The following is a 15424-nucleotide window of genomic DNA, read 5'->3' on the forward strand; positions in this document are numbered from 1 at the left end:
CTGAAAAAGAGGGGGCAGACGTGTGAACTGCCCCCACAATCTTGGACATTTTTAAGCCACTAAATCAATCATTCTTCAAGCGGCGGTTGCAAACTGGGTTCTGTATGCCACAGGACTCAGTTTTTTCAATTTCAAACTCAATCTTTCATGGTTGTAGTAGCGGATATACTCGTGTATTTCCGCTTCCAATGCCTCTATCGAAGCAAATGTGCGGTTGTGGAAGCATTCCGTTTTCAGCACCGCAAAAAAGCTCTCCATCGGCGCATTGTCCCAGCAGTTGCCTTTGCGCGACATGCTTTGGGTGATTTCGGCTTCTGCCAATTGCGCGCGGTAGGCGCGGCAGCGGTAGAGCACGCCTTGGTCGGAGTGCAGCATCGGCTTTTGCGCGCCCAGTTGCGCCGCGGCCTGCGACAGCATGGTGGCCACCATTTCGCTGTTGGGGCGGCGCGATAGGTGGTAGCTGCGGATTTCGCGGTTATACAGGTCCAGTATCGGCGACAGATACAGCTTTTGGCCGTCGCATTTAAACTCGGTCACATCGGTCAGCCACTTTTCATCGGGCTTCTCGGCGCTGAAGTTGCGATTCAGCAGGTTTTCGGACACTTCGCCCATGGCCGGCGGGTAGTATTTGCGCTTCTCTCGGACAATGGCTTTCAGATTCATTTTCTTCATCAGCCGTTCTGTTTTTTTCTTGTTCCACGATAAGGCGGCGGCAATGCGGCGGGCGCCGTAACGGCCTTTGTGTTGGTCGTAAACGGCACGAACGGTTTGCATGTCGGCCAGGTCTTTGTCGGGCTTCTGGTTGCGCTTCCGGCTGAAGTAAAAGCTACTTCGCTCCATCTTTGCGGCAGGGAGCAGGTATTTGAGGGGATGGTTTGCCCTTAATGCTTCGATGATTTGCGCTTTTTTGGCGTTGCTGTCTTCTGAGGAAAAAGGGCTTCGAGCTTTTTTAGATAGGCGACCTCTGCTCTGAGGTAGCCCACTTCTTGCAATAGCTCATCCTGTGTTTTTTCTTTATCGGGTTTGTCGGCAATAAAGGGGTTGGTTTTTTTGTCGGCCATGGCTTGGGGATGCTCGAGTGCCGCGAGTCCGCCTTGCTCGTAGGCGGCAATCCAGCGGCGTAGGTGGGTGCGGGACATTCGAAATGCGTCGGCGGTGAGCTGCTGGCTTCGAATGCAATAGTAATGCATAACGGCTTGGTATTTGAAGTCTACGGTATATTTGTTCATAAGAAAACTGCACCTTTATGGGTTGGATGGGGGTGTCCAACTTTTGGGGTGCAGTTCAAAAGTTTCAGACGGCCTTGATGTTTAATCATCAGCCGGGCGCCGCGCTACACATCAGTGCGGTCCACCAGCCCTTTGGCGAGCTTGTCGGGCGTGAAGCGCGCCGATTGCGGATAAGGGTAAAAGTCGTCATAAAGCCCTTGCAGTAGCCGCTCTTTTTTGCCCTGCCAGAATTCGGGCGTGAGCAAATCTTTGTGGTGTTGCATAAACACTTGCCGCACATCCGGCTCGCCCAAGAGGAAAGGGCCGAATTCTTCGGGAAACACATCGCCTTTGTGCACCGGATACCACACCTCGCCCGACATTTCATATTCGGGATTCGGCGCGGGCGGAATGGGGCGGAAATTGCAGTCGGTCATGTATTCGATTTCGTCGTAATCGTAGAAAATCACGCGGCCGAAGCGGGTCATGCCGAAATTTTTATAGAGCATGTCGCCGGGGAAAATATTGGCCGAAGCCAGCTCTTTGAGCGCATAGCCGTAATCGATCACCGCCGCCGCTTTTTCGGCAGGCTTGGCTTTTTGCATAAACATATTCAAAGGCTTGAGGCGGTATTCCACATACACATGCTTGATAATCACCCAATCGTCGGTTTCTTCCATTTGGCTGGGCGCGAGCGTGCGCATTTCGTGCAGAAATTCTTCGTCGCAGCGCGCTTTGGGCAAAGCCACGTTTTGAAATTCCAACGTATCGGCCATGCGCCCCACGCGGTCGTGTTTTTTCACCAGCAGGTATTTTTGGCGCACATATTCTTGATCGAAATCTTTATTGGGGCCGAATTTGTCTTTAATCACCTTAAACACATAAGGAAACGAGGGCAGGGTAAACACGCTCATCACCAGCCCTTTCACGCCCGGCGCGAGCATAAAGCGGTCGTGCGAATATTCCAAATGCTGCACAAATTCGCGCCACCAAATGTTTTTGCCCTGCTTATGCAAGCCCACCAATGTGTAGAGATCGCCGGGCGAGCGCATCGGCAGCATGCTGTTGAGAAAGCGCACATAGCCGCTGGGCACGGGCATATCCACCAAAAAATAAGCGCGCGCAAATGAAAACAACACACCGATTTGCTGCGGGTTAAAAAGCGCCGCATCCACCATCAGCCGCCCATCGGCATTGTGCACAATGGCCAGCGCAAACGGGTGGCGGTGGCTGCCGTTGATAATCTGGCCAAACACATAAGCGCTTTTGTTGCGGTAAAAAGGCGCGTTGAGCACTTGCACATGCAGGTTCATTTCCTCGGGCGGCCAATCGCTCTGAAAATGCTGCCGCGCTGCGCGCAGAATATTGCTGATGTCTTTGGCGGCGTGGGCGAAAGGCACCTGCCAGCCGAAATGCTTGAGAATATCGCGCAGGCAGTCGCGCAGGCCTTGTTTGCTGGGGTAAAACGAGCTGAAGGTGGGCGGATCGGAATCGATATATTCCGTGCTGATGGCCGGCTTCACAAAGATAAACTGATTGTTGTAATACTCTTTGGCCAAAAGCTTGGTCGACACCGAATTGAAAAACGTTTCCGCCAATTCGGGCTGCTTGTGGTTGACCAAAAGCGCGATGTATTCGATTTTTGCCGCCGCCCACACTTCGTCACTCAAGGCATTGGCCGCGTGCTCGTGGCGCAGCGCATCCACCGCCTCGCGCACGCGCTGGTCATACATCTGGATGCGCTCGGCCACCAAATCCTGAATGCCGCGCCAATCGCGTGTTTCAAACAAACCTTTGGCACGCGCGGTGACTTCGCGGTAGAGGCGGTAGTGCTTATTAAAGCCGGCGAGCATGGTTTCCGCCACCGCCCGGCCCTGAATGCGGGTGAGTTGTTGCCTCGACATAATATTTTTCCTTTGCAGCGCGGCCGTTTGTTTTCAGACGGCCTGATTATTGTGTGCGTAACCTTATGGCTTTTTGGCAAACTTGGCAAGCAAAAGGCCGTCTGAAAACACTTGAATATTATTCAGACGGCCTTATATATTTGCACATCTAATTTATTATTTTCCCACCACAGGATAACTGCCATGACCGAACAAAACCAACAGCCCCATGCAGAAAGCGCCGCCGAAGCGGCACAAGTGTTTGAAGCGGCCGAAACCGCACCCACTTATGAAGATTTGCAAGCCAAAGTGGAAGAGCTTGAGGGCATGCTCAAAGATGAGCAATTGCGTAGCCTAGCCAACGAGCAAAACCTGCGCCGCCGCCATCAAGAAGAAATCCAGGCCACGCATAAATTTGCCGGCCAAAAATTCGCCGCTGAAATGCTGCCGGTGAAAGACTATTTAGAAATGGCGCTGCTCGACCAAAGCGGCAATTTCGATGCCCTGAAAATGGGCGTGCAAATGACGCTGAACGAATTGGAAAAAGCGTTTGAACACGCCCACATCAAAGCCATCAACCCGCAGCCGGGTGATATGCTCGACCCGCACCAACACCAAGCCATGCAGGCGGTGGAGAGCGAGCAAGCGCCCAACACCGTGGTGAATGTGCTGAAAAAAGGCTACGCCCTGAGCGATCGCGTGTTGCGCCCGGCGATGGTGGCCGTGGCCAAAGGCGGCGAAGAGCAGGCCTGAGGGCATCGCGTGTGGCGCTTTATCCGGCGCACGCTGTTCAGACGGCCTTGATGCTGGTTTGCAGGCCGTCTGAAACATTATTCAAAAGCATGATTTCAAGCTTGTGGATAAGTAAATCAAGCACTTGAATTAAAAATAATTATCCGGCCGAAAAAATTTGCGTGCCGGCACTTGAAAAGCAGCAAACCCGCCTTATTTTTACCCCGACAGGGCGAAGCGCCCGCCGGAATATTCCATTATCTGTTTCTTAAAGGAGCTATACACTATGGCAAAAGTAATCGGTATCGACTTGGGTACCACCAACTCATGCTTGGCTATTTCTGAAAACGGCCAAACCAAAGTCATCGAAAATGCCGAAGGCGCGCGCACCACGCCTTCCGTAATCGCCTATCTCGACGGCGGCGAAATCCTCGTCGGCACCCCGGCCAAACGCCAAGCCGTCACCAATGCCAAAAACACCATTTATGCCGTCAAACGCCTGATTGGCCACAAATTCGACGACAAAGAAGTGCAAAAAGACATCGACTTGATGCCGTTTGACATCATCAAAGCCGGCAACGGCGATGCTTGGGTGAAAGCGCAAGGCAAAGAATTGTCGCCGCCGCAAGTGTCGGCCGAAGTGCTGCGTAAAATGAAGCAGGCCGCCGAAGCTTATTTGGGCGAGCCCGTTACCGAAGCCGTGATTACCGTGCCTGCCTATTTCAACGACAGCCAACGCCAAGCCACCAAAGACGCCGGCCGCATCGCAGGCCTAGATGTAAAACGCATCATCAACGAACCGACCGCAGCCGCGCTGGCTTTCGGCATGGATAAAGGCGACAGCAAAGACCGCAAAATCGCCGTTTACGACTTGGGCGGCGGCACTTTCGATATTTCCATTATCGAAATCGCCAACCTCGACGGCGACAAACAGTTTGAAGTGCTGGCCACCAACGGCGACACTTTCCTCGGCGGCGAAGATTTCGACCAACGCCTGATCGACTACATCATTGATGAGTTCAAAAAAGATCAAGGCATCGATTTGAAAAAAGACGTAATGGCCTTGCAACGCCTCAAAGAAGCGGCTGAAAAAGCCAAAATCGAATTGTCGAGCGCGCAGCAAACCGAAATCAACCTGCCCTACATCACCATGGATGCCACCGGCCCGAAACACTTGGCGATGAAAATCACTCGCGCCAAATTCGAAAGCTTGGTGGAAGATTTGATTGCGCGTTCAATCGAGCCGTGTAAAACCGCTGTGAAAGATGCCGGCCTGAATGTGAACGAAATCGACGATGTGATTTTGGTCGGCGGCCAAAGCCGTATGCCCAAAGTGCAAGAAGCCGTGAAAGCCTTCTTCGGCAAAGAGCCGCGCAAAGATGTGAACCCCGATGAAGCCGTGGCCGTGGGTGCTGCGATTCAGGGCGAAGTGCTGAGCGGCGGCCGCAGCGATGTGTTGCTGCTCGACGTTACCCCCTTGTCGCTCGGCATTGAAACCATGGGCGGTGTGATGACCAAACTGATTCAGAAAAACACCACCATCCCCACCAAAGCTTCGCAAACCTTCTCTACCGCAGAAGACAACCAAAGCGCCGTAACCATCCACGTGCTGCAAGGCGAGCGCGAGCGCGCATCGGCCAACAAATCGCTGGGCAACTTCAATTTGGGCGACATCGCACCCGCACCGCGCGGCATGCCGCAAATCGAAGTGACCTTCGATATTGATGCAAACGGCATTTTGCATGTGTCTGCCAAAGACAAAGGCACCGGCAAAGAATCGAAAATCACCATCCAAGGCTCTTCCGGCCTGAGCGAAGAAGAAATCGAACGCATGGTGAAAGATGCCGAAGCCAATGCCGAGGAAGATAAAAAGCTCACCGAGCTCGTGGCTTCACGCAACCAGGCCGAAGCCTTGGTGCACTCTGTGAAAAAATCGCTGGCCGATTATGGCGACAAACTCGATGCTGATGAAAAAGCCAAAATCGAAGACGCGGTGAAAGCCACCGAAGAAGCGGTGAAAGGCGAAGACAAAGCCGATATCGACGCCAAAGCCGAAGCCTTGGGCGCAGCCAGCCAAAAATTGGGCGAAATGGTGTATGCCCAAGCACAGGCCGAAGCACAAGCCGGCGAAGAAGGCGCGGCTCAAGCCGATGCCGGCGCAGCCAAAGGCAACGATGATGTGGTGGATGCCGAATTCGAAGAAGTGAAAGACAAAAAAGACTGATCTTTTTGAATCACCTGCCAAAAGAGCGCTGAAAAGCGCTCTTTTTTGTGGGCGGCAATAGCGTGTATAGTGGAATGCAAGAAAAAGTGACACAACGGGCTTATTGGGTTGAAAACCCAATAAGCCCGCAGGCCGTCTGAAACCTTGGATTTATCAACCCAAGCTACGCCGTTATGGCGCGTAGTTTTGTATCACTTTTTCCTGCACTCCACTATAGGCACGCACGCCGCCCATAAGCGGCGCCATCGTACACATGCTTACACCACAACATTGACTTTGAACAGGCATGACAAATCAAGGCCGTCTGAAAACCTTTCAGACGGCCTTGATTGATGGTTTGCAGCAATCACATCAGCCTTTGGCAGCGCGCGCCACATCGTCCCATTCTTCCCAAGTTTGGATGCGTTGGGCATACACATCTTTAACCAGCGGCAGCAAATCGCCCAAAATCAGGCGCAGCGGCGGGTTGGGGGCGTCTGCCACTTTTAAAATGGCTTCGGCGCTGGCTTCGGGCTTGCCCAGGCTGTCGGGCGTGAGCATGGCGGCCAATTGGGCGCGCAAGTCATCGTAGGCGGCGATGGCCGGTGCGGTTTTCAGCGATGTGCCGCTCAAAAAGTCGGTGGCGTAGCCGCCCGGCTCGATGATGGTGACATGTATACCGAAAGGCGCCACTTCGGCGGCCAGCGCTTCGGCCATGCCTTCCACGGCGAATTTGGCTGCTTCGTAAATGCCGGAAGTGGGCATGGCCACGAGGCCGGCCACGCTGCTCACGGGCAGAATGTGGCCGCTGCCTTGTGCGCGCATAATCGGAATGGCGGCCTGCATCACGGCCAAGGTGCCGAACACATTGGTTTCGAAAGTGGCGCGGGTGTCGTCGATTTCGGCTTCTTCAATGGCGGCCATGTAGCCGAAGCCGGCGTTGGAAACCACCACATCCAGGCGGCCGAAATGCTGCTGCACTTGCGCCACAGCGGCAAACACGGCATCGCGGTCGGTCACATCCAGCACCAACGGCAGGAAAGCATCGCCGTAGGTTTGTTTCAATTCGTCCAATGCGCTTAATTTGCGAGCGGTGGCGGCCACTTTGTCGCCGCGTGCCAGTGCGGCTTTGGCCCAGATGTGGCCGAAGCCGCGTGATGCGCCGGTGATCAGCCAAACTTTTTGTGTCATGATGCGCTCCTGTTTGCAACTTGATTAATGAAGCTTTTAGTATAATGGCGGGGCAACATTTGGGGAATAAGGCTTTTTTCGAACAAATTCATGCAGAAAGCAAAACAATGCAGAAAACCGGATTATTTGAATTGCAGATTGTGATGACGGTGGCCGAGATGGGCGGCTTTCGTGCTGCGGCGGTGGAACTGGATATGTCGCCATCGGCTCTGAGCCATGCGGTGAACAATCTGGAAGCCAAGCTGGGCGTGCGCCTGTTTAACCGCACCACCCGCAGCGTGGCGCTTTCCAAGGCGGGCGAGCAATTTTTGGCGCGGGTGAAGCCGGCTTTGCAGGAAATCCGTGATGCCATGAGCGAGGCCAACGATTCGAGCGACACGTTAAGCGGCACGCTGCGGCTCAACATCGCCGAGCGGGCGGCCGAAGAGATGTTGCAACCGGTGATTATCGAATATCTGCGCCGCTATCCGCAGATGCACATCGATTTGGTAACCGATGCGCGCCTGATTGATATTGTGGCCGATGGCTTTGATGTGGGCTTCCGCCTAGCCGAAGCGGTGCCGCAGGATATGGTGTCGGTGCGGCTGGGGCCGGATGTGCGCCTGCTGGTGGTGTGTTCGCCCGATTATCTGGCGCGCCAAAATGCGGTGCCGCAAACGCCGCACGATTTGCTGAGCCATGCCTGCATACGCTACCGCTTCACCAGCGGCAAGCTTTACCGTTGGGAATTCGAGCGCGACGGCAAATCGGTGGTGCTGGATGTGGGCGGCCCGCTCACGCTCGACAGCCCGCTTTTGATGGCCGAAGCCGCGCTGCACGGCGTGGGCATTGCTTATGTGTATGAAGGTTATGTGTGCGAGCATCTGCAAAGCGGGCGGCTGGTGCAGCTTTTGCCGGATTGGACGCCGGTGTATGACGGGCTCTGCCTGTATTACCCGCGCCAGCGCCACATCACCGCCGCTTTGCGTGCGTTTATCGATTTGGCTAAAGAGGCGCGTGGGGCGTTTGCTGTTTAGGGTTTGTTTACCATTCATCACGCGGCAATTTTTTGGCTCAAAAGCGTGCCTGCTGCATTTTATACCAATCCAAAAAAATAACCTAACTTCGTTGTCTCGCCTTGCCGTCCTATCTGTACTGTCTGCGGCTCGCCGCCTTGTTAGCTTACTTTTTTGAATTGGTATTATTCGCGGATAAATTGTGTGAGCAGCCTCTAGAATAAAAAATATTTAATATGGATAAAACGAATGGCCGTCTGAAAAGCTTTCAGACGGCCTTGGTTTTTTCATTCGGCTGGCAAGATATGCTGGCAAGATATTAAGAGCTCTCCGCTGGATCGGCATCGGCTTGGCCGCTGTCGGCTGAGTCAAGCAGCGGGCTGATGCAGGAGAGCACGCGGTCTTGCGTTTGATCATTGTCGCGGCCATCGCCGCTCCACCAGCGCAGCACCAGCGTTTCGCTGCTGCCGATGGCGGTGAGGGCGATTTCGGGCTCAAACACAAAAGCGGCGCATTCATTGTGCAGCTTGGCGATGATTTTCGCTTTCAGCGCGCCTGCATCGGCACCGGCGGGCAGGGTGAAGGTGGCGGAGAGGCGGTGGCGGCCATTGAGGGTGTTGACCGTTACCGGTGAGGTAAACAATTGCGCATTGGGAATCACGATGCGCCGCCCGTCGTCGGTGCGCAGGGTGGTGGCGCGGATTTCGATGGTTTCCACCGTGCCCTCGAAGCTGCCGTTGACAATGCGTTCGCCGATTTTAAACGGCTCGTTGAGCAGCAGCAAAATGCCCGAGAGCAGGTTTTGGAAAATATCTTTAAAGGCAAAACCGATGGCCACCGAGCCGATGCCCAGCGCGCTCACCAGCTGGCCGGGGGTGAAGCCGGGAATGGCCACCATCATGGCAATCAGAAAGCCGGTGAAAATAATCAGCGCGCTGCCGATGCGCTGCAACACCAAAAGCAGGTTGAGCCGGTTGGCCAGCCGCGCCGAGAGCAGGCGCACGGCCAGCTTTTTGAAGATTTTGGCGAAGAGCCAAAACACGATAAAGAGCAGCAGCGCGAGCAAAAGATAGGGCACGCGCTGCCAAAAGGCTTCAATCATTTCGTGCACGCTGCCCATCATGCTGGCGTAGTGGCCGAAATCGGATTGGGCGTGCTCGCCGAGCTTGGCGGCGGTGTGGGTGAGGGTGTCGGGCATGGTGTTGGTCGGTTGTTGGGAAAAAAGTCATTTTAATACCAATCCAAAAAAATAACCTTACTGCGTTGTTTCGCCTTGCCGTACTATAGTGGAATGAAAGAAAAACTTATACAGGCGCATGTAGCAAGCCATATGCAGAAGCCGTTTAAACCGCGTGCGTGGCTGCGCCACACACCCTGCACATGATGCTAAATTTCTTATTTTTGTATAAGTTTTTCATTCATGCCACTATATCTGTACTGTCGCAGGCTTCCGCCTTGTAAGCTTACTTTTTTGAATGGGTATCACAGGTGGGGCGGTTGCTTGGCCGGGCGGTGTAAAGAAAGGCCGTCTGAAAGCGGGCGCGCCAAATCGGTGCAGCTTATCCTTTTTCAGACGGCCTTTGGGGTTTGGCTTTGGCGCATCAAGCCAAAATCTTGCCCACAATCTCGGCCACATCTTTCGACAGATTATCCATGCCGGCGATGCGCTCGAGCTGCATTTTCACGAGCGCGCGGCGCTTGGGCTCGAGCTTGTGGCAGAGGTTGAACGCCTGCACCAGCCGCGCGGCCACTTGCGGGTTAAACGCATCAATCTGCATCACTTTTTCGGCGATAAAGGCATAGCCGCTGCCGTTTTCGGCATGAAAATGCGGCACGTTGCGGGTGAAGCTGCCCAAGAGCGCGCGGGCTTTGTTGGGGTTTTCGAGGTTGAATTTGGGGTGGTGCAAGGCGCTTTGCACTTGCTCAAGCGTGTCGGCTCGGTGGCTGGCGCCTATCAGGATGAAATATTTGTCCATCACCAGCGCATCATCGGCGTAGCGCTCGGCGAATTGGTTCAGCAAGTGGTTGCGGCCGCTCTCTTCGAGGTGGTTGACGGTGTTGAGCACGCTCATTTCGTGGGTCATATTGGGGGTGAGCTGCTCGTAGCGGGTGATGTAGTCTTGCAGGCGCGCGCACACGGTTTTTTCGTGGCTGGCGGCCTGCTCGCCCGAATAAGCGGCCATTTCCATCATGCCGTGGCGCTCTTCGCGTATGGTGTAGAGGCGGGTGGCGGCCAAAAGCGCGCGCACGCCGGCGAGCCCGGGGTGGTATTCGTAAGGCGCGGCCAGGCCGCTGGCTTCTTCCTGCGCCAGCGCCCAAGTGCGGATATACACCAGATTCTCAAGGCAGGCTTTGGCGATGGCATCGAGCAGGGCTTCACGCGCTTCGTGGTAATGCAGCGGGTTGATGTTGTCTGCGCCTTCCCACAATTCGGCGGTGGCCGGTGCGCGCAGCAGCATGGCTTTGAAAGCGGGGTCGATTTCCTGCTTGAGCATGTGTTTGAACGCGTGAATCAGGCCGCTGTGTTCAGGCAGGGGCGCGCCGGCTTCGATGGCGGCAAGATTGGCGGATATGGCGCGGCGGTAGAGCGTTTGGCCGGCTTCCCAGCGGGCGAAAGGGTCGCTGTCGTGGGCGAGCAGCAGGCTCAAATCGGCATCGCTATAAGGGTAATTCAGCTGCACGGGCGCGGAAAAGCCGCGCAAAAGCGAGGGCACCACGGCTTCATTCACGCCGTGCAACACAAATTGCTGCTCGGCTTGATTGAGCAGCAACACAGCTTCGGTTTGCACTTCGGCGCTTTCAGACGGCCCAAATGCCACCGCTTCGCCTTGTTGGTTTAACAAACCGATTTTCACCGGTATCAGCATCGGCTGTTTTTCCGCCATATCGGGCGTGGCGGGAATGGTTTGCTTGATGTTGAGGGTGAAGGTGTTGTCCGCCGCGTTCAGACGGCCTGTAATGTCGAGCACGGGCGTGCCGGCTTGGCTATACCACAAGGCAAATTGGCTGAGGTCGGTTTCATTGGCATCGGCCATGGCGGCGCGGAAATCGTCGCAGGTGACGGCGCGGCCGTCGTGGCGTTTGAAATAAAGCTGCATGCCTTTTTGAAAGCCTGCTTCGCCGAGCATGGTGTGATACATGCGCACCACTTCTGCGCCTTTTTCATACACGGTCATGGTGTAGAAATTGTTCATTTCTTCATAAGATGCGGGGCGCACCGGATGCGCCATGGGGCCTGCGTCTTCGGCAAACTGCAATTGGCGCAAGAGGCTCACGTTTTCGATGCGGCGCACGGCACGGCTGGCGCGGTCGCCCGAGAATTCTTGGTCGCGAAACACGGTGAGGCCTTCTTTGAGCGACAATTGAAACCAGTCGCGGCAGGTTACGCGGTTGCCGGTGTAGTTGTGGAAATATTCGTGGCCGATTACCGATTCTATGCCCTCGAAATCGGCATCGGTGGCGGTGCGGCTGTCGGCCAGCACATATTTGGTGTTGAAAATATTCAGGCCTTTGTTTTCCATCGCGCCCATATTAAAGTCGCCCACGGCCACCACCATATAGATATCGAGATCGTATTCGAGGCCGAAGCGGGTTTCGTCCCATTGCATGGCGTTTTTCAGCGATTGCACCGCAAAAGGCACTTTGGCTTTGTCTGCTTCGCTGGTGTAAAACTCAATCGCCACGTTTTTGCCGCTTTGCGTGGTGAAGGTGTCGCGCGTGGCGGCCAAGTTGCCTGCCACCAGCGCAAACAGATAGCTCGGTTTGGCAAAGGGATCGAGCCATTTCACCCAATGGCGGCCGCCTTCCAAATCGCCGCTGTCGACTTTGTTGCCGTTGGAGAGCAGCACCGGATAGCGTTTTTTGTCGGCAATAATGGTGGTGGTGAATTTGCTCATCACATCGGGGCGGTCGGGATAATAGGTGATTTTGCGGAAACCTTCCGGCTCGCATTGGGTGTAGAGATTGCCGCTTGAGCCATAAAGCCCCATCAGTGATTTATTGTCGTAAGGCAGCAGGCGGGTTTCGATTTCGAGCACGAAGCTTTCAGACGGCGTGTGGGGAATCACCAGCGTGTCATCGGCCAAACGATAAGCCGATTCGGGCAAAGGTTCGCCATCGAGCTTGAGCGAGCATAATTCGGCCGAGCCGTTTAGCACCAGCGGCGCGCCGTTTTGCTGCGGCGCAATCAGCAAGCGGGCGTGCACGGTGGTGTGCGGGTCGGCCACGTCAAAGCGCAAATCGGTTTGCAGAATTTTGAAATCGGGGGCTTGGTAATCTTTTAAGTAATGAACGGTTTGAGCCATGATGGGCGTGCTTTCTTGAATCGGTATGGGCTGCAAATGGTTTCAGCCGGCCTGAATTCAATAAGGCCGTCTGAAAAATAACGGTAATCAAAGCGGCATCGTAGCGCATTTTGCGGCGGCTTGAAATGGTTTTCAGACGGCCTTTGATGTGCACGCTTGGCATTTTCACGATTAAAAAATGATGTTTGATTTGAATAGGCATAAAAAGGCCGTCTGAACATTTTTATCACATTCAGACGGCCTTTGCTCTATCGGCTTATTGCGCTTTTTTGTCCGCCCAATCGGGCAGCCATTCGCAGATGTCGCTCCACATGCTCATATCGTGCTCCTTTCGGGCGGATGTGTTTACAGCAAGCCCGGTTGGCCTTGCGCGGGGTCACTGGCGCGGGCGGCTTGGGCATCGGCCACGGTGAGGCCGAGCGCTTTGGCCACGCCCTCGCCATAGGCCGGGTCGCAGGCGTTGCAGTTGCGGATGTGGCGGTATTTGATGAAGTCGGGCGCATCGCCCATGGCAGCGGCGGTGTTGTCAAACAACGCTTGCTTTTGCGCGGCATTCATCAAGTTAAACAGCGCACGCGGTTGGCTGAAATAATCGCTGTCGTCTTCGCGGAAATTCCAGTGCGCGGCATCGCCGTTGATTTTCAGCGGCGGCTCGGCATATTGCGGCTGCTCTTGCCATTGGCCGAAGCTGTTGGGCTCATAGTGCAGGGTGCTGCCGTAGTTGCCGTCAACGCGTGTGGTGCCGTCGCGGTGGTTGCTGTGCACGGGGCAGCGGGCGGCATTAACGGGAATTTGGTGATAATTCACCCCCAAGCGGTAGCGCTGCGCATCGGGATAGTTAAACAGACGCGCTTGCAGCATTTTATCGGGCGACACGCTGATGCCGGGCACCAAATTGCTGGGCGAGAAGGCGGCTTGTTCCACATCGGCATAGAAGTTTTCCGGATTTTTATTAAGCTCGAATTCGCCCACTTCAATCAGCGGGTAATCGCCTTTGGGCCACACTTTGGTGAGGTCGAAGGGGTGGTAAGGCACTTTTTCGGCCTCGGCTTCGGGCATAATTTGCACATACATTTTCCACTTCGGAAATTCGCCGCGCTCGATGGCTTCGTATAAATCGCGCTGGTGGCTTTCGCGGTCTTTGCCGATCAGGGCTTCGGCTTCGGCATTGCTGAGGTTTTCAATGCCTTGCTGGGTGCGGAAGTGGAATTTCACCCAAAAGCGCTCGTTTTCGGCATTGATAAAGCTATAAGTGTGCGAGCCGAAGCCGTGCATGTGGCGGTAGCTTTTCGGAATGCCGCGGTCGCTCATCACGATGGTTACTTGGTGGAAGGCTTCGGGCAGCAGCGTCCAAAAATCCCAGTTGTTGCGCGCGCTGCGCATATTGGTGCGCGGGTCGCGTTTCACCACGCGATTGAGGTCTTCAAATTTGAGCGGGTCGCGCAGGAAAAACACGGGCGTGTTGTTGCCCGCCATATCCCAGTTGCCTTCTTCAGTGTAAAACTTCAGCGCAAAGCCGCGGATGTCGCGCTCGGCATCGGCACCACCGCGCTCAACCGCCACGGCGGTAAAGCGGGCGAACATGTCGGTTTTTTTGCCCACTTTGCTAAAGATGGCGGCGCGGGTGTATTGAGTGATGTCTTTTGTTACCGTGAAAGTGCCGAAAGCGCCTGAGCCTTTGGCATGCATGCGTCGCTCGGGAATCACTTCGCGCACAAAATTGGCCAATTTTTCATTCAGCCACACATCTTGTGCCAGCAAAGGGCCGCGCGGGCCTGCGGTCATGCTGTTTTGGTTGTCGACAACGGGGGCGCCGAAATCGGTGGTGAGATGGCTCACCGGGCATTTTTTCTGCTCGCTCATGGTAAAACTCCTTGGTAGGGTTGTGGGAGATACGGCTTTGACTATACAGAATAATTTAAGCTATTAAAACTATATATTCGATTTAATTTTTATTATGAAAACAGTAAACCAATGCAAGTCGGGCAAACACGCGTGCGATTGGTTTTGGGAAAATAGCATATTTGCGCTTGCCGCCGTTTGCGGGGCGGGAAAAGATGTGTAAAGGCCGTCTGAAAGCGTGTATACGCTTTCAGACGGCCTTTTTCAGACGGCCTTTAAAGCCTTTAAATCGGTATTACTTTTTAACAAAGCCTTGTTGCTGCAAAAAAGGCAGGATATCGGGGCGCACTTCGCGGCAGAGTGTGGCGCGGATTTGTGCTTCCCAATCCAAATCCAGATTGCTGCGGCGCTGATAATAATCTTTCACCACGGCATTGTAGTGGGCAAAATCGGCCATGCTCATGGCTTCATATTGGTTTTCCGAAACCATGCAGCCCAAAGGCAGACGCGGGCGCGGCAGCGGGTCTTGATCGGGGTGACCCAGGCACATGCCGAAAAGCGGCATCACATATTCGGGCAAATCGAGCAATTCGGCCACGCGGCGCACATTGTTGCGCAGGCTGCCGATATACACGCCGCCCAGCCCCAGCGATTCGGCGGCCAGAATCATGTTTTGCGCCATAATGCCGGCATCAATGGCACCGATGAGCGCCACTTCGCTCCAGCCCACTTGGGCATCGGGCGCGATTTGCTTGTGTTTGGCAAAGTCCATGCAAAACACCAAAAATTCGGCGCAGGTTTCGATGTAGTGCTGGTCGGAGCCGACCGCGCGCAGGCTTTTGCGGATTTCGGGGTCGGTGATGCGCACGATGTGCACGGCCTGTAAAAAGCTGGAAGAAGAAGCGGCGCGGCCGGCTTCCAAAATGGCGGCGAGCTGCTCGGGCGCGATGGGCGCGCCGGTGAATTTGCGGATGGAGCGGTGGGCGAGCGCCGTTTGCAATACCGGTGCGCTTTGCAGCGGGGTGTGTTGCGGGTTCATAAAGGTTCCTGTGTGGTGTTTCAGACG

12 protein-coding genes are annotated in these 15424 nt (G+C 54.8%); 3 read left to right on the plus strand and 9 right to left on the minus strand.

Annotated elements, in window-relative coordinates; genetic code table 11:
• Nucleotides 1–75 precede the first annotated feature (75 nt).
• From LVJ78_RS01995 to aceK, 3 genes are all read right to left on the minus strand, one after another.
• Complete coding sequence (locus LVJ78_RS01995) at nucleotides 76–993, minus strand: IS3 family transposase (RefSeq protein ID WP_342345065.1); 918 nt, start codon at nucleotides 991–993, stop codon at nucleotides 76–78.
• A complete protein-coding gene (locus LVJ78_RS02000; protein WP_132953617.1) occupies nucleotides 882–1229 on the minus strand; it encodes a helix-turn-helix domain-containing protein in 348 nt (115 codons plus the stop codon). Before LVJ78_RS02000 ends, LVJ78_RS01995 begins: the two co-directional genes overlap by 112 nt.
• 104 nt (nucleotides 1230–1333) lie before the next feature.
• Nucleotides 1334–3112 (minus strand): bifunctional isocitrate dehydrogenase kinase/phosphatase, encoded by a 1779-nt coding sequence (gene aceK, locus LVJ78_RS02005; RefSeq protein WP_132954740.1) that lies wholly within the window; start codon nucleotides 3110–3112, stop codon nucleotides 1334–1336.
• A gap of 183 nt (nucleotides 3113–3295) precedes the next feature.
• On the opposite strand from aceK, the gene grpE reads away from it, so the two are divergent.
• Together grpE and dnaK are read left to right on the plus strand one after the other, a co-directional pair.
• Nucleotides 3296–3844 (plus strand): nucleotide exchange factor GrpE, encoded by a 549-nt coding sequence (gene grpE / locus LVJ78_RS02010; protein WP_132954741.1) that lies wholly within the window; start codon nucleotides 3296–3298, stop codon nucleotides 3842–3844.
• A gap of 265 nt (nucleotides 3845–4109) precedes the next feature.
• Nucleotides 4110–6047 carry a molecular chaperone DnaK gene (gene dnaK, locus LVJ78_RS02015; RefSeq protein ID WP_132954742.1) on the plus strand — a complete coding sequence of 646 codons (1938 nt, stop codon included), beginning with the start codon at nucleotides 4110–4112 and terminating at the stop codon, nucleotides 6045–6047.
• 351 nt (nucleotides 6048–6398) lie between these two features.
• Here the strand turns inward: dnaK and LVJ78_RS02020 are convergent, their stop codons facing one another.
• Nucleotides 6399–7217, minus strand: coding sequence for an SDR family NAD(P)-dependent oxidoreductase (locus tag LVJ78_RS02020; RefSeq protein WP_132954743.1), 819 nt, complete (start codon nucleotides 7215–7217; stop codon nucleotides 6399–6401).
• A gap of 107 nt (nucleotides 7218–7324) precedes the next feature.
• Here LVJ78_RS02020 and LVJ78_RS02025 point away from each other — a divergent pair, with 107 nt between their 5' ends.
• On the plus strand, nucleotides 7325–8233 hold the full coding sequence (locus LVJ78_RS02025) for a LysR family transcriptional regulator (protein ID WP_132954744.1): 909 nt from the start codon (nucleotides 7325–7327) through the stop codon (nucleotides 8231–8233).
• 298 nt (nucleotides 8234–8531) lie between these two features.
• On the opposite strand, the gene LVJ78_RS02030 is transcribed toward LVJ78_RS02025, so the two are convergent.
• The 5 genes from LVJ78_RS02030 to nfsA form a co-directional block, all read right to left on the minus strand.
• The gene (locus tag LVJ78_RS02030; protein ID WP_132954745.1) at nucleotides 8532–9410 is read right to left on the minus strand and encodes a mechanosensitive ion channel family protein; all 879 of its coding nucleotides are present in this window, start codon (nucleotides 9408–9410) and stop codon (nucleotides 8532–8534) included.
• Between the two features lie 403 nt (nucleotides 9411–9813).
• On the minus strand, nucleotides 9814–12516 hold the full coding sequence (pepN, locus tag LVJ78_RS02035) for an aminopeptidase N (RefSeq protein WP_132954746.1): 2703 nt from the start codon (nucleotides 12514–12516) through the stop codon (nucleotides 9814–9816).
• On the minus strand, nucleotides 12440–12718 hold the full coding sequence (locus LVJ78_RS02040; RefSeq protein WP_165870942.1) for a hypothetical protein: 279 nt from the start codon (nucleotides 12716–12718) through the stop codon (nucleotides 12440–12442). Before LVJ78_RS02040 ends, pepN begins: the two co-directional genes overlap by 77 nt.
• Before the next feature lie 143 nt (nucleotides 12719–12861).
• Nucleotides 12862–14379, minus strand: coding sequence for a catalase (locus LVJ78_RS02045; RefSeq protein WP_132954747.1), 1518 nt, complete (start codon nucleotides 14377–14379; stop codon nucleotides 12862–12864).
• A gap of 274 nt (nucleotides 14380–14653) precedes the next feature.
• Complete coding sequence (nfsA, locus tag LVJ78_RS02050; RefSeq protein WP_132954748.1) at nucleotides 14654–15397, minus strand: oxygen-insensitive NADPH nitroreductase; 744 nt, start codon at nucleotides 15395–15397, stop codon at nucleotides 14654–14656.
• Nucleotides 15398–15424: the final 27 nt, after the last annotated feature.

This window comes from Uruburuella suis (genome assembly GCF_022870845.1).
In the GTDB taxonomy this organism is placed as follows: domain Bacteria; phylum Pseudomonadota; class Gammaproteobacteria; order Burkholderiales; family Neisseriaceae; genus Neisseria; species Neisseria suis.